A 20699-nucleotide genomic window follows, 5' to 3' on the forward strand; every position below is an offset into this window, starting at 1 on the left:
TTAACCGCGGACCGCGGCTGCCATGCCGGAGCTGGTCAGCGCGGCCGCCTTGACCAGGCCGGCGGCAAGCGCCGCCCCTACCCCCTCGCCTTGACTGACGCCCAGATCGAGCAGCGGGCGAAGGCCGAGGCGCTCGGCGGCCTTGGCATGACCAGACTCTGGCGACAGGCTTGCGAGGAGACAATGATCGAGCGCGGCGGGGTTGGCGGTATGTAGGACACCAGCGGCCGCAGTCACCGCAAACCCATCGAGCAGCACCGGGATCTTCTGCATCCGCGCCGCCAGAATGGCGCCGCAGATCGCGGCGAATTCCCGCCCGCCGACCCGGCGCAGCGCTTCCAGCGGGTCCTTGAGGCTCGCGCCGTGAAACGCGACCGCGGCATCGACCACCTCCGCCTTGCGCCTCTGCATCGCCGCGTCCGCCCCTGATCCAGGGCCGACCCAGTCGGCGCTGGTGCCGCCGAACAGTGCCGTGCAAAGGGCCGCGGCGACAGTCGAATTGCCGACGCCGAGGTCGCCAAGGCAAAGCAGGTCGGTACCGCCGGCAATCGCTTCCATGCCGAAGGCCATGGTAGCGGCACAACCGCGCTCGTCCAGTGCCGCATCCTCCGTAATGTCGGCTGTCGGAATGTGCAGGGCCAGATCGAACACCTTCAAGCCGAGATCGTTGGCGATGCAGATCTGGTTGATCGCTGCACCGCCGGCGGCGCAGAGCTCGACTGCATTTGCCGTGGCGGCGGCGGGGCGCGGCGAAATGCCGTGGCGGGTGACGCCATGATTGCCGGCAAAGATCGCCACCAATGGCCGCGTCACCGCCGGCGGCGCGCGGCCGCTCCACCCGGCAAGCCAGGCGGCGATGTCCTCGATGCGGCCAAGCGAGCCTTTGGGCTTGTCTGCCTTGGCAAACAACTGGCGCACGCGGGCCTTGGCCGCCATATCTCCCGGCGGCAGGCTCACCAGGAGGTCGCGAAAATCGTCGAAAGGCAGCGCGCTGGTCATGTCGATGGCAATCGTCCGTGTGGATTGGTGAGCGGCATAGCCGCCTTGGCCAGCCGGCACAACCTCAAGCCGGCACAACCTCCAGGCCTGGTACAACTTGGCGGTATTGACGCGAAAGCATTCGTTGGCGGCGCTTCCCGGAGGGCTTGCATTGACTTTGTCGTTGCACCATGTGGAGGCTAGCCAAGGAAATCCTTATGACGGCCATTGAATCCCCGTGCATCCTGGTCTGCTCGATCGACATGAAAACCGGCTTCTGTTTCGGTTGCGGGCGCACGCGCGAGGAAATCGCCGCCTGGATCGACATGACCCCGCAAACCCGCCGCAGCGTCATGGCCGAGCTGCCGGCAAGGCTGGAAACGGTCGAGCGACGCCCCCGCCGGGAAACCCGTCGCAGCCGCATGGCACGCGAACGCGACGCCCTCTCGTGAACCGGCCGCAGAGATGAACCGACTGTTGTGGATTCTGATCGTCGCGATCGGGGCGGGTGTGCTCCTGCTCATGCTCAACGATTCCGCCGGCAGTACGTTCGGCATCGAGAATTACGATTTCAGCCAGTTGATCTGGCTTGGCGCCTTAGCGGCACTCGTCGGCGCCGGCCTGGTCAGATCGGGCAGGCCGTTGGGCACCATGGCCCGCAGCCTCGGCGCCTGGGGTGCCATCGTGCTGGCGCTGATCGCCGGCTATCAGTACCGCTATGAGTTGCAGGATTTCGCCAGCCGCGTCACCGCCGGCCTTGTTCCCGGCAGTCCGCTGGCGCTGGGCGTGGAAGAAGGCCATGCCACAGTCACCCTGGACAAGGCCGGCAGCGGCCATTTCGAAGCGCGCGTCACGATCAACGGCACGCCGATCCTGACGGTTGTCGATACCGGCGCGACCAGCACCGTTCTGACCGCCGAGGACGCGCTGGCGGTCGGGTTCAATTCGGCGGCTCTCCGCTTCACCATACCGATCTCTACCGCCAACGGCATGACACGCGCGGCGGCGGTGCGAACCGACGAACTGTCGATCGGCGGCATCGTGCGCAAGGACATGCCCATCATGATCGCCGCACCAGGCACGCTCGGCCAGAGCCTTCTCGGTATGAATTTCATCGGCTCGCTATCGGGTTTCGACGTACGCGGCGATCGCATGATTTTGCGGGATTAAGTTTTTCCTCAGGCCGCCTCTGCGGTCCGGCCGAAATCGACCTCTGCGAAAGCCGTCTTGATCACCTCCGGTCCGGCACCGGGCTTTGTCGCCTCGGTGGACAGGATCTGCCGATAGCGGCGTGCACCGGGCAGGCCGTGAAACAGCCCGACCATGTGCCGGGTGACATGCCCGAGCCGTCCGCCCTGCTCGATATGGCGTGACGCGTAATCCGCCATGGCATCGATCAGTGCGGCAAAATCGAACGACTCAGCTGTGCTGCCGTAAAACGCGGCATCGATGCCGGTCAGTATCCCTGGCGTGTGATAGGCGGCGCGGCCGAGCATGGCGCCATCGACATGGTCGAGATGCGTCAGCGCCTCTGCGAGATATTGAATGCCACCGTTGATGCCGATGAATTTGTTTTGTTTTCTGGCTTTCAGCCGATAGACGCGGTCATAGTCGAGCGGTGGGATGTCACGATTTTCCTTTGGGCTCAGTCCTTCCAGCCAGGCCTTGCGGGCGTGCACCCACAGCGCGTCGGCGCCGGCCGCGAAAACAGCATCGGCCAACGCATCGAGTGCCGGTTCCGGATCCTGCTCATCGACGCCGATGCGGCACTTGACGGTAACCGGTATTTTCACCGCCGCCTTCATTGCCGCGACGCAATCCGCGACGAGCACGGGCGTCTTCATCAGGCAGGCGCCGAAGGTGCCCGACTGGACGCGGTCGGACGGGCAGCCGACATTGAGGTTGATTTCATCATAGCCGAAGGTTTCGCCGATGCGCGCCGCCTCGGCCAGCTTTCCCGGATCGGCGCCGCCGAGTTGCAGCGCAACCGGATGTTCGCTGTCGTCGAAGCCGAGCAGCCGCTCGCGTGCGCCGTGGATGACCGCATCGGCCACCACCATCTCGGTATAGAGCAGCGCCTCGCGCGTCAGCTGGCGATGGAAGAACCGGCAGTGCCGGTCCGTCCAGTCCATCATCGGCGCCACGGCAACTTTGTGGCGTAACATATTCATTTTACTATTTTTTCTGTCTCAGTCCGTCCGATACTCCGTTCGAATGACAGAGCAATTTGGCAAGAGATGCACACCTAACTGACCCGATATACGATTTTGCCGCCGCAACTGAAAGCAAATTGGCATGTCACACATGTCACTGTACGCACCAGTTAGATGCCTGCCGTGGAACGATGGACCGCCGGCGGCATACCAGTCAGCCAAGGCGAAGCGTGTTGCGGGCGATCTGCCACGCGGATTCGACATGCCGCCGCGCCGCCGCCTCCGCCTCGTCCGGCTTGCGCGACCGGATTGCATCCATGATTTCGGTCATTTCGGCGATCGCCGGCTCGCGGCGGTTCTCCGACGCGATCGTCATTGAGCGGAGCTGGTTGATGCGGACATTCAGCCCCGTCACGATTTCCCAGGCAATGCGCTTGTCCGCCGCCTCGAACAGCGTTTCGTAGAACTTGGTCGTTGCCCGCATCACCTCGACAGGCGCACCGGACGCCCACGCCTCAAGCAGGTTCCTCAAGGCGGCATCGAGCAAAGCGATCTGCGCGTCCGTGGCCGTTAGGGCGCAAGCCCGCGCCGCGATGCCCTCGAGCAGCGCCCGCAATTCATAGATTTCGTCGGTGCGGCCGAGATCCGGCTTGGCCACGGCGGGTCCGTGGCCCGGTATCATCTGCACCAGGCCTTCCGCCTCCAGCTGCCGCAGGACCTCGCGCACGACGGAACGGCTCACCCCGAGCTGATCGCATAGAGGCCGCTCGACCAGCCTTTCACCAGGCTGGAAATAGAAGCCCATGATCGCTTCACGCATGCGCTCCAGCGCCAGCGTCCTCAGCGTCTTGGCAGAGCGGTCGATCCGCAGCGTATCGCCTGACATTTTCTCTCCCTACCCCGATCCGGCCACAAAACAGATTCCATAGCCGATTGACAAGGCTTCTGGTGCTCCATAGTATGGTATACCATAAGATGACGTAAAGATTTCGGCGCTGCACAGCGCCGTGGCGACCGAGGACTTCATGAAACCAGCCATTCGAAAGATCGTCACCTATATCGAGAACACGTTAATCGAGGGCGGCAAGGAAGCCCCAAAACCGTTGCGTCTGATCGGCGTCGCCGCCGTGCTGACAAACCCTTGGGCGGGCCGCGGTTTCACCGACGACCTGTCGACGGAGATCCGCGCCATTGCTCCCGTCCTCGGTGAACTGCTGACCCGCGAAATCATCGCCGTCGCCGGTTCCGGCGACGCGATAGAGGGCTACGGCAAGGCCGCGGTCTGCGGCACGGCGGGCGAGATCGAGCATGCATCGGCGCTGATCCATACGCTGCATTTCGGCAACCATTACCGTCGCGCGGTCGGCGCCAAGACCTATCTCGCCTTCACCAATCTGCGCGGAGGGCCGAACACCCCGATCATGATCCCGCTGATGGACAAGAACGACGAAGGCCGCCGCTCCCACTATCTGACCGTACATTTCCAAATCGGCGACGCGCCCGCGCCCGATGAGCTGGTAGTGGCGCTTGGCGCTTCGATTGGCGGCCGCCCGCACCATCGTATCGGCGACCGCTATCAGGACCTCAAGGAGGTCGGCGACCTGCATGGCTGACGTCGCTGCCACCGCATGGGTCCGGGACACGGCTCCGGACGGCACCGGCTTCATCCGCGCCGGCTCCGGCGCGCCGGTTCTGCTCATTCACGGTGTCGGCATGAACGCCGCGATCTGGCACGATCAGATCGCGGCGATGAAAGACCATCATGACCTGATCGCCATCGACATGCTCGGCCACGGCGTTTCACCGCTGCCGCCGGAAGAAGCCAGCCTGTCGGATTTCGCCGATCAGGCGGTTCGCCTTCTCGACCATCTTGGCGTGGCGTCGGTGTCGATCGTTGGCCATTCGATGGGCGCGCTGGTCGCTCTGGAGATCGCCCTTCGCACCCCTTCGCGCGTTCGCTCCATCGTCTGTCTCAATGCGGTATTCCGCCGCCCCGCGGCCTTGGCGCAGGCCGTACGCGAGCGTGCGGCCGCGCTCGGCACCCATGGCAACCCTTCCGCCATTGCGGCTACGCTTGCCCGCTGGTTCGGCGACCCGCTGCCGGCGAACCTTATCGGGGCGGCCTCTACCGCGCGCGCCGCCCTTGAAAGGGTCGACCCCGAAGGCTACGCGCGCACCTATCGCCTCTTTGCCCGTGCCGATGCCGAGCATGCCGGTGCCCTCCCCGGTCTTGCCGCACCGGCCCTGTTCATGACCGGGTCGCAGGACAGCAATTCGACCCCGGCCATGTCGGCGGCGATGGCGAGGCTTGCGCCGCACAGCCAATGCCTCGTGCTCAATGGAGAAAGGCACATGATGGCAATGGCTTCACCTGAAAAAGTGACCAAACACATCATGGAATTTCTCGACACGGCAGGAGACGCTGGCGTGAGGCCGGAGACGGATGCAGTCTTTGACAGCGGCGAATTCCGGCGCGCACTCGGCTCCTTCCTGACCGGTGTCACCATCGTCACAACGATCGGAGCGGAAGGCGAACCGCGCGGCTTCACCGCCAACTCCTTCACCTCGGTCTCACTCGAGCCGCCGCTGGTGCTTGTCTGCATCGCCAAGAGGGCGCTGGGGCACAGTGCTTTTTCGACGTCGAGAGGTTTCGCCATCAACATCCTGTCAGAGGACCAGAAGGCCCATTCCGGCATCTTCGCTTCCAAAGCAGCGGACAAGTTCGCGGCCGTGAGCTGGCAACCGGGCCGGACCGGCAATCCGCTGATCGACGGCTCCGTTGCGGTGTTCGATTGCGGCATGGAGCAGCTGGTCGATGCTGGCGATCACTCGATCCTCATCGGCCGCGTCCGCGACTTCAGCCACAACGGAGCCCAGCCCCTCGGTTATTGCAGAGGCACCTACGTCACGCCTGGCCTCAGCCAGGAGGCGCTGGCGGCGGCGCCCCCCGATACGGAGGTCGGCGCCATTCCGTGTGCTGTTCGTCCAAACAGCCGACGGGATTTATGAATTGCCTGCGGGGCGCGGACTGGGCACGCCCAACGATGCGCGCAGCCTCAAAGGGCGCCTTGCCGCCAGGGCCATAGACGCCCAGCTCGGCTTCCTGTTCGCGGTGTGGGACGATGCCGCCGAACCCTGGCGCACGCATGTTTATTATCGCGGAACGGTCGAGGGATCCTATTCCGACGATCGCCAGATGCGGCTTGTCGACCTCGAGAAGATCGCGGATCTGAAGATCGCCGATCCCGCAGTGCGTTCGATGCTTGCCCGCTATGCGCGCGAACGTACGGAAGATGCATTCGGCGTCTATGTCGGCAACGAGGTCGAAGGCGAAGTCCGGCCGCTCGCCAAGCCCGCGCCTTCTCAAATTCCTATTTCCGGCCGCGGGTGAAACCGATGAAGTTTTCGCTTTTCGTGCACATGGAGCGATCGGATCTGGCAAAGCCGCATTCCGAGCTTGTCGGCGAGCTGGAGGAGCTGGTTTTGCAGGCGGAAGAGGCAGGATTCGAGACTGCCTGGATCGGCGAGCATCACGGGATGGAATTCACCATCTCGCCGAACCCGTTCATCAACATCGCCTGGCTCGCCGCCAAAACCAGGCGCATCCGGCTCGGAACAGGAACCATCGTCGCGCCGTTCTGGCACCCGATCAAGCTTGCCGGCGAAGCAGCGATGGCCGACGTCGTCACCGGCGGCCGTCTCGACATCGGCATTGCGCGCGGCGCCTACGCTTACGAATACCAGCGGCTTTTCCCAGGCCTCGAGGCCTGGGGTGCCGGCCAGCGTATGCGCGAGATGGTGCCGGCGATCCGGGGCCTTTGGGATGGTGATTTCGAACTCGCCGGCGAGTTCTGGTCGTTTCCTTCAACCACCTCGTCGCCCAAGCCGCTGCAAAAGCCTTATCCACCGATCTGGGTGGCCGCACGCGATCCGAACTCGCACGACTTTGCGGTTTCCAGCAAATGCAACGTCCAGGTGACGCCGCTTGCCTCCGGCGATGGCGAAGTGGCCAGCCTGATGGAGCGTTTCAACGCGGCGTGTAATGCCCACCCCGACGTACCAAGGCCGGAGATCATGCTGCTGATGCATACTTTCGTCGCCGAGGATGCCGCGGAGGCTGACCGGCTCGCGCAGGATCTGTCGCAGTTCTACTGCCAGTTCGGCGCCTGGTTCCAGAACAAGAAGCCGGTGCACCAGGGCATAATGGAAGCGCTGACCGAAGACGAGATCGCGGCCATGCCGCAATATGCGCCTGACAAGATCAAGCAGAACCTGGTCATTGGCGAAGCCGACGAGGTGATCGCCAGGCTGAAGGCCTACGAAGCGCTCGGCTACGATCAGTATTCGATCTGGATCGACAGCGGCCTTTCCCATCGGCGCAAGAAGAAATCGCTGCAGCTCTTCATCGACAGGGTGATGCCGGCCTTTTCCGAGCCGAAAGCTGGATTGCGATGAGCACCACTCAATTCAGGAACTATATTGACGGCAGCTTCGTCGAAGTGGCGGCGACCTTCGACAGCATCGATCCCTCGACGGGCGCGCCATGGGCGAAGATGCCCGCTGCATCGTCTGATGACGTCGACCGCGCCGTCGAAGCTGCTCACCGGGCGCTTGGCTCCGGCACGTGGCCGGCAATGACGGCAACGGCACGCGGCAAGCTTCTGGTGCGGCTCGGCGATCTGGTGGTCGCCAATGCCGACCGGCTGGCGGAACTCGAGACGCGCGATACCGGCAAGATCATCCGCGAGACCCGCGCCCAGATCGCCTATGTCGGCGACTATTACCGCTATTATGGCGGGCTGGCCGACAAGCACGAGGGCTCGTTTGTCCCCATCGACAAGGCCGACATGGAAGTGACCATCCGGCCGGAGCCAATTGGCGTCGTAGCCGCCATTGTGCCGTGGAACTCGCAGCTCTTCCTGTCCGCCGTCAAGCTCGGGCCGGCGCTGGCGGCCGGCTGCACCATCGTTCTGAAAGCATCGGAAGACGGCCCTGCCCCGTTGCTGGCCTTCGCCGAACTCGTCCATGAGGCGGGATTTCCCGCCGGGACCGTGAACATCCTGACCGGCTTCGGCCACGATTGCGGTCACCGGCTGACCAGTCATCGGCTCGTCGCCCGCGTCGCCTTCACCGGCGGTCCCTCGACCGCTCGGCAGATCGTCAGGAATACGGCGGAAAACCTCGCTTTCACGACGCTCGAGCTCGGCGGCAAAAGCCCGGTCGTGGTGTTTGCCGATGCCGATCTGGACAGCGCCGCCAACGCGGTCGTTGCCGGCATCTTCGCTGCCACCGGCCAGAGCTGCGTCGCCGGCTCTCGGCTGCTGGTCCAGCGCTCCGTGAAGGACGAATTCCTCGCCCGGCTCAAGCGCAAAGCCGAGGCGATCAGGATTGGCGATCCGCAGGATCCCGCGATCGAAATGGGACCGCTCGCCACCTCGCGCCAGCGCGAATGGATAGAGAAGATCATTGCTGAAAGCCTGGCCGCGGGCGGGCAACTGGTCACCGGCGGCATTCGCCCCGCGGGCATGGCGGACGGCTTCTATTACGCGCCGACGATTATCGACGCGCCTGATCAGACCCTTGCCTGCGTGCGCGAAGAGCTCTTCGGCCCGGTGCTCTGTGTGCTAGCCTTCGACGGCGAAGCTGAAGCGCTTTCGCTCGCCAACGACACGAAATTCGGCCTGGCGTCCGGCGTGTTCACCACCAATCTGGCAAAAGCCCACCGCATGGCGCGCGGCATCCATGCCGGCGTGGTCTGGATCAACACCTATCGGGCGGTCTCGCCGCTGGTTCCGTTTGGCGGCTACGGCCAATCCGGGCTCGGCCGCGAGGGCGGCCTCGATGCGATCCGCGACTACACGCGTTCGAAATCGGTGTGGATACGCACCTCCGACGACCCGATTCCCGATCCTTTTGTCATGCGGTAGCCGCCGCTGGCCGGAGATGCGCGATCAAGGCGAAAACGACCGATCGCGAACAGACAACAACGAAAACAACAGAGGAGAACGACAATGAAACTGATCATCACCGGCTTCCTTGCCGGATTTATTGCAACGACAGTTCCGGCAACGACGGCCGCAAAGGCCGAGGACATGGTGTTCACCAGCTGGGGCGGGACGACCCAGGAAGCGCAGACCAAATCCTGGGCCGAGCCGTTCACCGCTGCATCCGGCATCAAGGTCATGCAGGACGGCCCGACCGACTACGGCAAGCTGAAGGCGATGATCGACAGCGGCAGTGTCAACTGGGACGTCGTCGACGTCGAGATGGATTTCGCCATCAAGGCGGCCAAGGACGGTCTGCTCGAGCCGATCGACTTCAAGACCGTGCCGAAGGCCGACCTCGATCCGCGCTTCACCACCGATCACGCCGTCGGCAGTTTCTACTATTCCTTCGTGCTCGCCTGGAACAAGGGCGCCGTTTCGGGTGAACCGGCCGGCTGGGCCGACATGTTCGACCTGACGAAGTTCCCGGGCAAGCGGACCTTCTACAAATGGTCGGCGCCCGGTGTCATCGAGATCGCGCTGCTGGCCGATGGTGTTCCGGCGGACAAGCTCTATCCGCTGGATCTCGATCGCGCCTTCAAGAAACTCGACACCATCAAGTCGGACATCGTCTGGTGGAGCGGCGGGGCGGAGTCGCAGCAATTGATCGCATCCGGCGAAGCAACGTTCGGCCAGCTGTGGAACGGCCGCGTCTTCGCACTGGACAAGGATGGCGCCGATGTCGGCGTCTCCTGGAACCAGAACCTGACCGCAGCCGACGTTCTGGTGGTACCGAAGGGTGCCAAGAACAAGGATACGGCGATGAAATTCCTCGCCGCGGCGAGCAGCCCCGCCGGCCAGGCCAAATTTGCCGAAGCCAGCGGTTATGCGCCGATCAATACCAAGGCCAAGGCAGAGATGCCGGCCGATGCCGTGAAATCGCTGCCGGACGCTCATGTCGGCGGGCAGATCAATCTCGACATGAACTACTGGGCCGCCAATCGCGACACCATCGCCGCGCGCTGGTATGCCTGGCAGGCGAAATAAGCCCGCCCTTGAACCGCAATGGACGAGACGGTTCGCGCCGTCTCGTCCCGTAGCCGGGTCGCTGTCATGTCGGTCGAAACACGCCGGAACTTTGGAACGGTGCGGGTGCCGGCAGGTCTCAATGGCCTGCTGCCGGCCCTGATTCTGATTATGCTGTTCTTCGTCATCCCCGTGCTGGCGCTGCTTTTGCGCAGTGTCACGGAGCCCGAGCCAGGCTTGCAGAACTATGCTGCCCTGCTTGGTGACGGCACCTATGCGCGGGTGTTCTTCAACACATTCCTGGTCGCGGCGTTGGTCACCGTCGCCACGGTCCTTGTCGCCTTTCCGGTCGCCTGGATGCTGGCAATCATGCCTTCGGGACTGGCCTCGATCATCTTCGGCATCATCATTCTGTCGATGTGGACGAACCTGCTCACCCGCACCTATGCTTGGATGGTGCTCCTGCAGCGTACCGGCGTCATCAACCGGACGCTGATGACCATCGGCGTCATCGACCACCCGCTGCCGCTCATCAACAATCTCACCGGCGTCACTATCGGCATGGTCTATATCATGCTGCCCTTCATGATCCTGCCGCTGGTCGGCACGTTACGGGCGATCGATCCGATGACGCTGCGTGCGGCGTCGCTGTGCGGCGCAAGCCCTTTCCAGGCGTTCCGCCGTATCCTCGTGCCGCTGTCGCTGCCCGGCGTCGCGGCCGGCGGCCTGATGGTCTTCGTCATGTCGCTCGGCTACTTCGTAACGCCGGCACTGCTCGGCGGCACGTCGAACATGATGCTTGCCGAAATGATCGCGCAGATGGTCCAGTCGCTGCTCAACTGGGGGCTCGGCAGCGCCGCTGCCTTCATCCTGCTTGTCGTCACCATGGTTCTCTATGCACTGCAGCTGCGCCTTGTCGGTGCCAGGCGCACGAGCGGAGGCATCTGAGATGCTGCTCGACTATGACCGCATGGGTTGGCTACGGGTTGCCCTGCTCGGCTTCACCGCGCTGGTCGCTGGCTTTCTTCTGTTGCCGGTGGTCTTCATTGTTCTGCTCTCCTTCGGCTCGTCGCGCTGGCTGGCTTTTCCGCCGCCCGGCTGGACGCTCAAATGGTACCAGGAGCTTTTTGCCGATCCGGCCTGGCTCGACGCCGCGCTGACCAGCGCTCGGATCGCCACCATGACGGCGATCCTGGCAGTAGCGATCGGCCTGCTCGCCTCCTTTGCCCTGGTTCGCGGAAGGTTTGCCGGACGTGAGATCCTGCGCGGCCTGCTGCTGACGCCGATGGTTCTGCCCGTCGTTGTCTTCGCCATCGCCATCTACGCCTTCTTCCTTCGCCTTGGCCTCGGCGGCACCACCATCGGCTTCGTCATCGCCCACACCGTGCTGGCGCTGCCCTTCGCCATCATTCCGATCGCCACCGCGCTCGAAGGGTTCGACAAGTCGATCGAGGACGCGGCAATCGTCTGCGGGGCAAGCCCGCTCGAGGCCAGGCTCAGGATCACCTTGCCGTCGATCCGGATCGGCATCTTCTCCGCCGCGATTTTTTCGTTCCTCGCCTCGTGGGACGAAGTCGTGGTGGCGATCTTCATGGCCAGCCCCAGCTTGCAAACCTTGCCCGTCAAGATCTGGGGCAGTCTGCGGTCGGACCTCAGTCCGGTGATCGCCGCTGCCTCCAGCCTGCTGGTCGGGCTGACGCTTGCCCTGATGGTGATGACGGCGCTGCTGCAGCGAAAGTTCCGGACATGACCCACCCTTTCCTCTCCATCCGCAATCTGCGCAAGGCGTTCGGGGCGATCGTCGCCGTGCACGACGTCACGCTGGACATTCCCAGGGGCGAGTTCCTGACCTTCCTCGGGCCCTCCGGTTCGGGAAAATCGACGACGCTCTACGCGATCGCCGGCTTTCAGGACCCGACTTCCGGCGATGTCTTGCTGGAAGGAAAATCACTGCTTGCAGTGCCTTCGCACAAGCGCAACATCGGCATGGTCTTCCAGCGCTACACGCTGTTTCCGCATCTGACGGTGGCCGAAAACGTCGCTTTTCCGCTGCGGGTTCGCCGCCGGCCGGACGCCGATGTGAAGAAAAAGGTCGCCGACATGCTGGCCCTGGTGCGGCTCGAAAGCTTTGCCGGACGCTTACCCGGTGCGCTGTCGGGCGGCCAGCAGCAGCGCGTCGCGCTGGCCCGGGCGCTGGCCTACGATCCTCCGATCCTTTTGATGGACGAGCCATTGTCGGCGCTCGACAAGAAGCTGCGCGAGGAAATCCAGGGCGAAATCCGCCGCATCCATCGCCAGACCGGCGTCACCATTCTCTACGTCACCCACGATCAGGAAGAGGCGCTGCATCTGTCGGACCGAATCGCCCTGTTCAACGATGGCCGCATCGAGCAGACCGGCACCGGCGAGGATCTCTATCTCAGGCCGGCGACCGATTTCGTCGCCGGCTTCATCGGCAATTCGAATTTCCTCGCCGCCGAACATCTCGGCACCACCAACGGCACGACAACGATCCGCATGACAGACGGTTCGGTCATATCCGGAGTCAGGGCCAACGGCACGTTCGGCAAAGGCCAGAAGACCAGGCTGATGATCCGGCCCGAAGCCTTTAGCATGGAGCGGAGCCCGGCGAGCGCGGAACTGAATGTCGAGATCGTCGACATCGCATTTTACGGCGAGCGCCGGCGGATCGTCGCGCGCATCGCCGCTGGACAGGAGGTTGACATCAGGCCGACCACCGCCGCCATGCAATCGCAGGATGTGTGGCCCTGCAGCCGGCAGGTCTTTTTCGATCCCGCTGCTGCATTCCTGTTTCCGGCCTGACTAAGCCGCGGTGGATCGCCGCCCTTCAACGCTTCGCAGCGATGGAAGCGTGCTTGGGAACAAGCTGTGGTTAGGTCCATCATCAGCTTCGGTCAGCAAGCGCGCAACGTGATCGACGCTGCAGTCGGCTGATTGGATGGCGGGCGCAACTCCTGTATCCATTGACAGTCGTCATGCTCGGTTGGAAGATGAAGAAGGTCAGCGGCGATAGCCATACGGGAAGGCAATGGTCCAACCGCCAGATACCGGACACCATCCTGGCAGCGTCGTCGCGGTCATCGTCATTTGTTTGATCATCGTTGCTTTGTTCTTCATAGGCTTCAGATACTCAAGGCCAGGCCAGGGTACCCTCGTTATTCCTGGCGGTACGCTGCAGCAACCGTGAATCCGACCCCTTGGCGCTGACGCGGAGCCGTTCTCAGCCTGCCAAAAGTGCCCCGGCGGGACTGGGGGACGCCGCAGAATGGGCCGGCGGTTCGCAGCCGGTCTTTTGCTTCCCGCCGCGGCATTTCTTTCCCACCTAAACAACCAAGCCTGACCGGTGTGAGGTCGACCATACTAGGAGACGACGAGCGCTCAGTCACTAGGCACTAGACGGCCCTGATCAGCCGGAGCAGAGAAAGCGCTTCGAAAAAGGTCCCCTTGCGAAAGGCAAGATAGGTCGGCTCTTCGACACCATGGAACCGGCGCTTGAAGGCCGCCTGCCCCTGCAGATTGAAGCGGGTGCGATTGACCCAGAGGGAGTCATAGGCACGCTGGAAGGCGTGCCGCCAGAAATCGCTTTCGGCAAACCCGCTAGGTCCGATTTCGACAAGCGGCGACAGGCCTAGGGTGACGACGGAAACACCTTCATCGCGAAAGCGGTCGACCGCGAATTTGGTCAGGCCGATCTCGGCATGCGCCGAGGCATCGATGTGCTTGCGCTTGAACGAGGTGGTGTAGCCGATGACCTTGCCGTCGCTGAACAGCGGATCGAAATCCAGCAAGGCCACGAGCTCCCCATCCGGACCGTGCAGGACGAAACGGCGCATATCGACGCCAAGGTGATCGGCAAAGGGCCTGTTGAGAAATCTCATCTCCCAGCGCTTGACGATGCGGTCGGCCCGCCAATTCTGGGAGAGCCTGGCAATCTCGTCGAGGAAGACAGTCCCGTTGTCCTCTGCGAAGGAAAAACCCTTCTTCAAGAGCCAGCGTTCGGAATAGCGCACTGTCTCATTGCGCTTTCCGGAAAAGTCGTGTCTGGGCAGGACAAGCCTGGTGTCGACGCCGAGGCGGTTGACCTGATAGCCAAGCCCGGCAAGCACGCGCGCCGTCTGGTCGCCGATCTGCACGAACCACGGGCTGCCGGCAACCTCGATGAAACGTCTGATATAGTCGCGCCGATCGGCCGGGGCAGCCACTGGATCACCGAGCGCGAAATGATGTCGCGTTTTGCTGCCGTAAGCGATGTAGCCCTGGGCATCGCCGAAGTAGTGAAGCCCCTTCTGCACGGCGGTCGAATAGGCAAGGGAAAAATCACCGTGGCGACGGACCAGCGCCAGGCGCTCGACATGGTTCAGCTGCAGCCGCGGTATTTTAGGCCCGCGGTTCTCCAGGAAACGATCGAGGCGTCTTCGCAGTGACGGCATGGTCGACTTTCGCGTGCCGGCTAGGCCGATGAAAGAGCTGACGGACCCTAAAACCGATCATATTGCCGCGAGCTGATCCTTATCTCAGCGCGGCATGTTTACCCGGCCGGAGCCGCCAGATTCGTAGGCGCAATCTGCCTCGGTCCCGCCCCCAGGCGGCAACATGCATTGTTGTCGACGCCCAGCGCCTGACGGCTGGTTGCTGCGCCCTTGGCGACACGAAAATCAATGCCACTTTCGGAAGCGCCCAGGTCACCTGCCAACACGATGTTCTTATCGAACGGCGCTCTGCGAAGATTCCGCTTGATAGGAAGCCAGGAACTCGTCGCGTTCTGCTATCCACAAATCAGCGTAGTCGACATTCTGCCATTCGGCAAACCACGGGCCGCCGCTGGTATAGTGGACCGCCTTAGGTGTGCCGACCGCAGGCTTTTCATTCCAACCTTCGAGCCAATTCCACTCTACCGGCAATGAGCCCAAATCTTTGTCGGCAACCCACTGCATTCGGTGAAGATAGGCGCCACTTTCCTGATTCACGACCTCTGGCGTGAGCGATCTGACCGAAGGATGCGCGCAATTGAACAGCATCAGCGACGACCAGTTTTTCCGAGGATAGGACGTCTGGACCACACCATCCATCTTGGTTGTGGCCTTCGGCGTATAGTCATGCTGGACGCAATAGACCGCCTTGTCCGAGTCCGTATATTTCAGCAGGCCTGCGACATCACCAAGCCACAGGAAATCGCAATCGCAAAACAGGGCCCAACCCGTGTAGTCGGCGAGAAAGGGCGTGAGGAAGCGCGTGTAGGTGAACTCCGTTGAGGCGAGCGGATCTTTTTCCCGCCAATATAGCCCGCGGGCACGCATCTCGTCCTGTTTGATCGGAATGACGGAGACAGGCGCCGACGCATGTTTGAGCAGCGAGTGTCGCGCGACGTCGTACGCGATCGGCTCACGGCTGTCCCATCCGATAAATACCCTAAACGCATCAGTCATATTCACTACCCTGGCTTTCGATTTTTACGGTCGTACACTAACTAGTTGGCGATGGCTCGGCAACAATTGCGGTCAACCAAGCCGGTTTCTCACAGATTTGTCCTGGCCTCAGCGTTGCTTTTTTGGGTGGACTGGGCCTCGCATTCCCAATGCGACACGGGCCCATTTCTGATAGGTGTAGCTGGCCGAATACGCGGCCACCATCGCACCAATGGAACCGTCCAGAAATCCCAGCCGGAAAATATAGCTGCGCACATAGGCCCAGACCGAGCGCAAAACCGCCTTGCCTATCGAGCTTTTTTTGCCCTCGGCAAGCAGTTGCGCGGCGGACGCTTCTGCGTACCGGCCGATCTTGTCGTGGGCATCTGCCAAGTCGGTAATGGAATCGTGCTCGATCGGCCGGGACAATCGGCTGACCTTCCCGTTCACCAATACCTTCTCGTGCACGGTGTCGTCGCTGAACCGCCCGGAGCGGCGACGGAAGAGCCTGAGCACCAGATCGGGCGACCAGCCGCTATGGCGGACAATGTGCCCGCAAAAGCGCGATCTTCTCGGTATTTCGAAGCCGTCATTGGCTTTTGGGTCGGCGATTGCGGCCCTTATTTCCGCGCCGAGCGGCGCCTCCACCCACTCATCGGCATCCAGCGAGAGGATCCAATCCCCCGTTGCCGCGGCCAGCGCACGGTTTTTTTGCGCACCAAAACCGGGCCAATCAACGGTCATCAGAACCTTTGCTCCCAGAGCACCGGCAATCTCCCTGGTTCTGTCGCTGCTGTTGTTGTCGAGAACGACGATCTCATCGGCAAAATGGACCGACCGAAGGCATTGCGCGATGGATGCCTCCTCGTTGCGGGTGATGATAATGACCGAGAGCGCCGGCACGGTCAGAATGCTCCGGCATCAAAGCTGCCACTGTCATTCGAATGCATCTGCAGCATCGGCTCCCGGCCCGTTAGCACACTGAGGGTACTAACCTAATTCAACAAAGTCGAAAATCATTTCAGATCAAGGCCTTCATACAGCGCCATCATTCGCTTGATCATGACATTGAAATCATAGTGTTCGGCCGCCGCTCTCACCCGGGCTGCGGTCTCAGGTCGTGACGACAACTGCAGCGCGTGCGCGAGCGCTGCAGCGAGGTCGCTTTCGCTGGCCGCATCGCAAACGAGCGTCGGCTCGAACCGCTCGACAAGCTCGCGCGCTCCACAGCCGGTGCTTACCACGGCGGGCAAGCCGCTGGCCATCGCTTCGATGACCACTGTGCCGAAAGGATCATAGATGGAAGGCAGCACGGCAATATCGGCCGCGCCGTACCACGGCAGCATGTCTTTCTGCGGCCCCAGCATCTTGAGCCGTGCGCCGAGACCGAGCCTGTCACCGGCCTGCCTGAAGGCGTTGGCGCGCGAATCATGGCCGATGACCCACAATTCAGGCTCGCCATCGAGCCTAGCGACCGCCTTCATCAGTGCAAGAAGTCCTTTTCGCGCAAAGCCCGAGCCGACAAACAGGACGACCGGCCTGTTTTCGTCGACGTCGAGCCGCGCGCGGATTGTCGCCCGATGCTGCTGGCGCAGCTGCGGGTTGAAGCGGTCGAGATCCACCCCGTTGGGAATATGGTGCACATTTTCCGCCGGATAATCGTAGTGACGGACAATGTCCTCTGCCACCATCTTCGAAATGGCAATGACAGCTTTGAGCCTCGGGCTGGCGTAGGTTGCACGTTCAAGGCGCAGCGTCTGGCGGTGAAAGGGGCTCAGCGCCATTGCCGCCCTGCCAAGCCGCGTCTCGAAACGCCGCCGCTCGGCAAGATAGGCGGCATGAACGCCCTCCCCGGCCCGGAAGACATCGCAGCACGGGAGGCGATCGTTGCTCTGCACCAGCGCCGGCGGCATCTCGGCGATCTTGCGGCAGGCAGCTTGAGCAAAGGACGTCGCCCGCAGCGAACGCGGAAACCGGCGGCCGGCACAATGGATGAACTCGATGCCTTCATAACGCGGCCAGTCGCCGGACAGCACGGCCACCCGCCGCTGACGCGCGGCGAATGCGGCCATGATGTTTTCCAACATGATCTCGCCGCCACCGAAAGGCGCATAACGCTGGCGCACGAACAGGAGCGGCCTGTCGAATTGAATTTCGGTGCCACGAATGCCGGCGTACATGGGGTCTGGGCTCCGGCCTTGTTGCCATCTGACGATGTCTATAGAGGCCAGCTCGCATCGGCAACACTTGGAAAGCTCACCCGCCGGAACTCAGAACAGGCCTGTGTCCATTGTCCGCAACTGCTTGCGATTTGCCTAACGGTGCTGCATGTAGAAATTAACTGCAAACAGCGGATCAGCGCCAGCTCCAGCCGGGCGGTGACCGCCATGAGGGGAATCGATGGCTTGAGCAAAGCAACCTGGCCCGCCATTGTCCGCCGGACGATTACCGACACCGCCATATATCGGCTGAGACACACCTTCGGAAGACGGGCAGAAGTGTCATCGCTGCGGCCGATAACGCCCCTTAAAGCGAATGACCTGCCTTTGATCCTCGTCATCCGCAACGAGGCGGACAGGCTACGCCCGTTCCTGAAGCACTATCGCGAACTCGGCGTCACCAGATTCGCCGTCCTCGATGACCGCTCGACAGACGGAACAGCTGAGCTTCTGGCCGAGCAGCCAGATGTCGATCTATTCAGCTCGCCGATCACCTATTCGCAGTCGGACCTGGGAAACCTTTGGCGTCAGCGGATTGTGCAGATCTATGGTCAGCCTCGCTGGTATCTGACCGTGGATGCGGACGAATATCTTGTCTATGACGGTATGGATCAGCATCCGCTCGGTGCGATGGCCGACTGGCTCAAGCGGCGCGGAATGACACGCCTGCTGGCGCCGATGATCGACATGTATCCGAGCGGAAACATCTGGGACGTACCCTTCGATCCCATCGTGCCGCCATGGCAAGTTGCGGACCATTTCGACGGCAGCGGCTATGAGGTGACGAGGAGCCCCCGGCATCTCAAGATCACAGGCGGCCCGAGAACCCGGCTTTTCGCCAGGCAGCACAAGTTGACCAAGTTTCCTCTGATATATGTTGATCGCCAGACGATTTTTACGTCGATTCACTCACCGCTGCCCTACTGGCGAAACTATATAAAGGGATTGGCTGGCCTGCTTCATTTCAAGTTCTTCGCCGATTTCAACGACAAGGCGCAGGTCGCGGTGGCGGAAGGTCAGTATTGGAACGGCGCTTCCAAATATCGCCAGTATCATGAGGTATCGAGCGGTAAAGCCGCTCTCAGCGCGATGAGCGAACAGTCAATGCTGTACGAAGGAGCTCACAGCCTGTTCAAAACGGGTTTGATCGACAAAATTGATTGGTAGACGGCATTTCAAGCAGATGCCGAACCGACATCATGCATAACCGAATGCTTTCATAAGCTGGGCACCTCGTCCTTGTACCAGGTCCTGTAGCTCGGCGTTTCCAAGTTCGGAGCGCCATCTTCCGCTCCCGTCATAGATCGGCTGATTGACCTGTTGGTTCCGGAGCACCGCATGCGGCGTCTCGCCGCTGGCGTCGGTCGGCTTGAACCACTGCTGCGGGTTCTTGTGATAGTCGAGGAGATCCGGGCTGAAGGTTACATCGAGAAAGCCGCATATCTGCTCGACGACTTTGGCCGGATTCTCGACCAGGTCCTCATAGCGATAGATCAGCACATCCGGCTTTCCCCGTTCCGCAAGAACCAGCGCATTGTCGTTGATCCAGCGGTCGAGAGCCTCCGCTGGGTCGCCAAGTCGTTTGATCAGGGACGCTACGACGTCGCGCCCATCTCGCACCGGCATGACGAAACGCGCGCCGGGCACGAGCCGGCGAATGCGGGCGACACGGCGGATATGCCGCGGTGTTTTTTCAAGCAGCACGTTCTTTCCAGCATCGAGCGCCGCCCGCTTCAGTTTCCAGAAGCGGAACATGGCCAGTGGCGTCCACTTGAAGAAAATGTTGGTTTCCTGGAGCGGCAGGTAGACGTCGGGATGCGACGCAAGGATCGTCGCAATCAACGTCGTCCCGCTATGGCCGCAGCCGCAAATGAATCCGGTCCGCATCACCATGTCGGCAATGCTCCCTGACCCAAGGCGACCCGGACGCGGTTATCGACGCGAGCGTAGCACAAGCCGTTCGTGCTAAAAACCTTGTCCAGCTTCTCCCAATATTCGAACTTAGCCAACTGCTCGTCACAATAGGCCACGTCGTCCTCGGAAAGATATTCGCCGTAACCGCCTATCTTGCCCTTGCGCACCTTGAAGCTTTCGGGATCATTCGCATCGCGCGGCTGTAATATCTTGCCGTATCGATCGGACAGATCACCGGTCGATTCACTCACTTTCATCTTGTCGAACGTTCGGTTGTTCGCCACCTCGACAAGCGTCCGATCGTCAGCCTGCTGGTTCAGGAATCCAAGGATGGCGCGAAGGACACCAGCCGTATCCCGATGCATATCTTCATATTGAAGATACCGGATTTCGCGCATCCGGGGCATGGCCGCGAACCAATGCAGATTAAATCTGATGATCTTTTCAATCCCATGATTGTCGCTTCTGATAAAATCGCTGAACGATCCCGCTGGAAGCATGTGGCGCTTCTGAACCTGAAAGTACCCTGAGACCACCGTATCTCTTGGATCGCGAACAAGCATTATTGTTCTTCTCTTCTTGTATCGAGATTTATTCTCCTTGAGGCCCGATATCGGTCGAAGTAACTTGTGGTCGGTTCCGTCGTGAATGTATTGAACTTCAACTCCGAGATCGTCCAGCATGACACGTAGCCACGTGCGCCCCGATTTTGGAAAGGATACGATAAGAGGAAGAGGCGGCGCTTTGGCCTGGAAAAATTTTAGAAAGGACATGTTTAGAAAGGACATGGAGAGACCTCCTTTAGATTATCAGAGCTGGCGCCCGAACCGCTGCCGGCCAGACCAACCCCATTACTGGGCGCCTAAGCCTACGGCTAATTCGAACACAAGGCAGAAATGCCAGCAAGAATTGCGATCCTCTGCGGGGCGAATTGGCCTTTACTATATCCCGGTTCGGAATGCCTTATGTTTTTTGGCCTGTTGCGACGACTGTTCGACA

General features: G+C 61.6%; 19 protein-coding genes and 1 pseudogene. 11 read left to right on the plus strand and 9 right to left on the minus strand.

Features of this window, described 5'->3' with window-relative positions; genetic code table 11:
* The gene (locus NKJ28_RS19555; RefSeq protein WP_023675001.1) at positions 1-999 is read right to left on the minus strand and encodes a nicotinate-nucleotide--dimethylbenzimidazole phosphoribosyltransferase; all 999 of its coding nucleotides are present in this window, start codon (positions 997-999) and stop codon (positions 1-3) included.
* A 197-nt stretch (positions 1000-1196) separates the two neighbouring features.
* Between NKJ28_RS19555 and NKJ28_RS19560 the strand changes: the two genes are divergently transcribed.
* Positions 1197-1430 (plus strand): DUF1289 domain-containing protein, encoded by a 234-nt coding sequence (locus tag NKJ28_RS19560; RefSeq protein WP_031193575.1) that lies wholly within the window; start codon positions 1197-1199, stop codon positions 1428-1430.
* 13 nt (positions 1431-1443) lie between these two features.
* Positions 1444-2148 (plus strand): TIGR02281 family clan AA aspartic protease, encoded by a 705-nt coding sequence (locus tag NKJ28_RS19565; RefSeq protein WP_023674999.1) that lies wholly within the window; start codon positions 1444-1446, stop codon positions 2146-2148.
* A gap of 8 nt (positions 2149-2156) precedes the next feature.
* On the opposite strand, the gene dusA is transcribed toward NKJ28_RS19565, so the two are convergent.
* Positions 2157-3149, minus strand: a complete 993-nt coding sequence (gene dusA, locus NKJ28_RS19570) for a tRNA dihydrouridine(20/20a) synthase DusA (protein ID WP_352568656.1) — start codon at positions 3147-3149, stop codon at positions 2157-2159.
* Positions 3150-3345: 196 nt separating this feature from the next.
* Entirely contained in the window at positions 3346-4017 is a 672-nt protein-coding gene (locus NKJ28_RS19575) for a GntR family transcriptional regulator (RefSeq protein ID WP_352593622.1), read from the minus strand.
* Positions 4018-4156: 139 nt separating this feature from the next.
* On the opposite strand from NKJ28_RS19575, the gene NKJ28_RS19580 reads away from it, so the two are divergent.
* The 8 genes and pseudogenes from NKJ28_RS19580 (at position 4157) to NKJ28_RS19615 (ending at position 12964) form a co-directional block, all read left to right on the plus strand.
* The gene (locus tag NKJ28_RS19580) at positions 4157-4744 is read left to right on the plus strand and encodes an amino acid synthesis family protein (RefSeq protein ID WP_352636735.1); all 588 of its coding nucleotides are present in this window, start codon (positions 4157-4159) and stop codon (positions 4742-4744) included.
* Positions 4737-6522 (plus strand): annotated as a pseudogene (locus tag NKJ28_RS19585) (alpha/beta fold hydrolase). The gene NKJ28_RS19580 and the pseudogene NKJ28_RS19585 overlap by 8 nt, the downstream one beginning before the upstream one ends.
* Positions 6523-6527: 5 nt before the next feature.
* Complete coding sequence (locus NKJ28_RS19590) at positions 6528-7586, plus strand: LLM class flavin-dependent oxidoreductase (protein WP_023674994.1); 1059 nt, start codon at positions 6528-6530, stop codon at positions 7584-7586.
* Positions 7583-9058: an aldehyde dehydrogenase gene (locus NKJ28_RS19595; protein ID WP_023674993.1), complete on the plus strand. Its 1476-nt coding sequence runs from the start codon at positions 7583-7585 to the stop codon at positions 9056-9058. Before NKJ28_RS19590 ends, NKJ28_RS19595 begins: the two co-directional genes overlap by 4 nt.
* Positions 9059-9142: 84 nt before the next feature.
* Positions 9143-10162, plus strand: coding sequence for an ABC transporter substrate-binding protein (locus NKJ28_RS19600; protein ID WP_023674992.1), 1020 nt, complete (start codon positions 9143-9145; stop codon positions 10160-10162).
* A 66-nt stretch (positions 10163-10228) separates the two neighbouring features.
* Positions 10229-11089, plus strand: a complete 861-nt coding sequence (locus tag NKJ28_RS19605; protein ID WP_023674991.1) for an ABC transporter permease — start codon at positions 10229-10231, stop codon at positions 11087-11089.
* A 1-nt stretch (position 11090) separates the two neighbouring features.
* Complete coding sequence (locus tag NKJ28_RS19610; RefSeq protein WP_352448865.1) at positions 11091-11891, plus strand: ABC transporter permease; 801 nt, start codon at positions 11091-11093, stop codon at positions 11889-11891.
* Positions 11888-12964 (plus strand): ABC transporter ATP-binding protein, encoded by a 1077-nt coding sequence (locus NKJ28_RS19615; protein WP_352636736.1) that lies wholly within the window; start codon positions 11888-11890, stop codon positions 12962-12964. The genes NKJ28_RS19610 and NKJ28_RS19615 overlap by 4 nt, the downstream gene beginning before the upstream one ends.
* 590 nt (positions 12965-13554) lie before the next feature.
* Here NKJ28_RS19615 and NKJ28_RS19620 read toward each other — a convergent pair.
* The 4 genes from NKJ28_RS19620 to NKJ28_RS19635 all read right to left on the minus strand — a co-directional run bounded on the left by NKJ28_RS19620 (position 13555) and on the right by NKJ28_RS19635 (position 17639).
* Positions 13555-14592: a phosphatidylglycerol lysyltransferase domain-containing protein gene (locus NKJ28_RS19620; RefSeq protein ID WP_352456718.1), complete on the minus strand. Its 1038-nt coding sequence runs from the start codon at positions 14590-14592 to the stop codon at positions 13555-13557.
* 273 nt (positions 14593-14865) lie between these two features.
* Positions 14866-15588 carry a glycosyltransferase gene (locus tag NKJ28_RS19625; protein ID WP_352568663.1) on the minus strand — a complete coding sequence of 241 codons (723 nt, stop codon included), beginning with the start codon at positions 15586-15588 and terminating at the stop codon, positions 14866-14868.
* A 108-nt stretch (positions 15589-15696) separates the two neighbouring features.
* Positions 15697-16470 carry a glycosyltransferase family 2 protein gene (locus NKJ28_RS19630; RefSeq protein ID WP_023674986.1) on the minus strand — a complete coding sequence of 258 codons (774 nt, stop codon included), beginning with the start codon at positions 16468-16470 and terminating at the stop codon, positions 15697-15699.
* A gap of 113 nt (positions 16471-16583) precedes the next feature.
* Positions 16584-17639, minus strand: a complete 1056-nt coding sequence (locus NKJ28_RS19635; protein ID WP_210164203.1) for a glycosyltransferase family 4 protein — start codon at positions 17637-17639, stop codon at positions 16584-16586.
* Between NKJ28_RS19635 and NKJ28_RS19640 the strand changes: the two genes are divergently transcribed.
* Positions 17556-18953 carry a glycosyltransferase family 2 protein gene (locus NKJ28_RS19640; RefSeq protein WP_156937290.1) on the plus strand — a complete coding sequence of 466 codons (1398 nt, stop codon included), beginning with the start codon at positions 17556-17558 and terminating at the stop codon, positions 18951-18953. The genes NKJ28_RS19635 and NKJ28_RS19640 overlap by 84 nt on opposite strands.
* A 30-nt stretch (positions 18954-18983) precedes the next feature.
* Here the strand turns inward: NKJ28_RS19640 and NKJ28_RS19645 are convergent, their stop codons facing one another.
* Entirely contained in the window at positions 18984-19679 is a 696-nt protein-coding gene (locus tag NKJ28_RS19645) for a sulfotransferase family protein (RefSeq protein ID WP_352448858.1), read from the minus strand.
* The gene (locus NKJ28_RS19650; protein WP_352636737.1) at positions 19673-20488 is read right to left on the minus strand and encodes a sulfotransferase domain-containing protein; all 816 of its coding nucleotides are present in this window, start codon (positions 20486-20488) and stop codon (positions 19673-19675) included. The genes NKJ28_RS19645 and NKJ28_RS19650 overlap by 7 nt, the downstream gene beginning before the upstream one ends.
* Positions 20489-20699: the final 211 nt, after the last annotated feature.

It is taken from the genome of Mesorhizobium sp. M0145 (assembly GCF_040322355.1).
In the GTDB taxonomy this organism is placed as follows: domain Bacteria; phylum Pseudomonadota; class Alphaproteobacteria; order Rhizobiales; family Rhizobiaceae; genus Mesorhizobium.

What these genes read in the sequence shown, in the direction of transcription:
- NKJ28_RS19625 (WP_352568663.1), bottom strand. Translation starts at nt 15,588, where the DNA reads ATGACTGATGCGTTTAGGGTATTTATCGGATGGGACAGCCGTGAGCCG.
- NKJ28_RS19590 (WP_023674994.1), top strand. Translation starts at nt 6,528, where the DNA reads ATGAAGTTTTCGCTTTTCGTGCACATGGAGCGATCGGATCTGGCAAAG.
- NKJ28_RS19560 (WP_031193575.1), top strand. Translation starts at nt 1,197, where the DNA reads ATGACGGCCATTGAATCCCCGTGCATCCTGGTCTGCTCGATCGACATG.
- NKJ28_RS19580 (WP_352636735.1), top strand. Translation starts at nt 4,157, where the DNA reads ATGAAACCAGCCATTCGAAAGATCGTCACCTATATCGAGAACACGTTA.
- NKJ28_RS19635 (WP_210164203.1), bottom strand. Translation starts at nt 17,639, where the DNA reads ATGGCCGCATTCGCCGCGCGTCAGCGGCGGGTGGCCGTGCTGTCCGGC.
- NKJ28_RS19575 (WP_352593622.1), bottom strand. Translation starts at nt 4,017, where the DNA reads ATGTCAGGCGATACGCTGCGGATCGACCGCTCTGCCAAGACGCTGAGG.
- NKJ28_RS19605 (WP_023674991.1), top strand. Translation starts at nt 10,229, where the DNA reads ATGTCGGTCGAAACACGCCGGAACTTTGGAACGGTGCGGGTGCCGGCA.
- NKJ28_RS19565 (WP_023674999.1), top strand. Translation starts at nt 1,444, where the DNA reads ATGAACCGACTGTTGTGGATTCTGATCGTCGCGATCGGGGCGGGTGTG.
- NKJ28_RS19600 (WP_023674992.1), top strand. Translation starts at nt 9,143, where the DNA reads ATGAAACTGATCATCACCGGCTTCCTTGCCGGATTTATTGCAACGACA.
- NKJ28_RS19640 (WP_156937290.1), top strand. Translation starts at nt 17,556, where the DNA reads ATGGATGAACTCGATGCCTTCATAACGCGGCCAGTCGCCGGACAGCAC.
- dusA (WP_352568656.1), bottom strand. Translation starts at nt 3,149, where the DNA reads ATGAATATGTTACGCCACAAAGTTGCCGTGGCGCCGATGATGGACTGG.
- NKJ28_RS19595 (WP_023674993.1), top strand. Translation starts at nt 7,583, where the DNA reads ATGAGCACCACTCAATTCAGGAACTATATTGACGGCAGCTTCGTCGAA.
- NKJ28_RS19645 (WP_352448858.1), bottom strand. Translation starts at nt 19,679, where the DNA reads ATGGTGATGCGGACCGGATTCATTTGCGGCTGCGGCCATAGCGGGACG.
- NKJ28_RS19620 (WP_352456718.1), bottom strand. Translation starts at nt 14,592, where the DNA reads ATGCCGTCACTGCGAAGACGCCTCGATCGTTTCCTGGAGAACCGCGGG.
- NKJ28_RS19555 (WP_023675001.1), bottom strand. Translation starts at nt 999, where the DNA reads ATGACCAGCGCGCTGCCTTTCGACGATTTTCGCGACCTCCTGGTGAGC.
- NKJ28_RS19650 (WP_352636737.1), bottom strand. Translation starts at nt 20,488, where the DNA reads ATGTCCTTTCTAAACATGTCCTTTCTAAAATTTTTCCAGGCCAAAGCG.
- NKJ28_RS19615 (WP_352636736.1), top strand. Translation starts at nt 11,888, where the DNA reads ATGACCCACCCTTTCCTCTCCATCCGCAATCTGCGCAAGGCGTTCGGG.
- NKJ28_RS19610 (WP_352448865.1), top strand. Translation starts at nt 11,091, where the DNA reads ATGCTGCTCGACTATGACCGCATGGGTTGGCTACGGGTTGCCCTGCTC.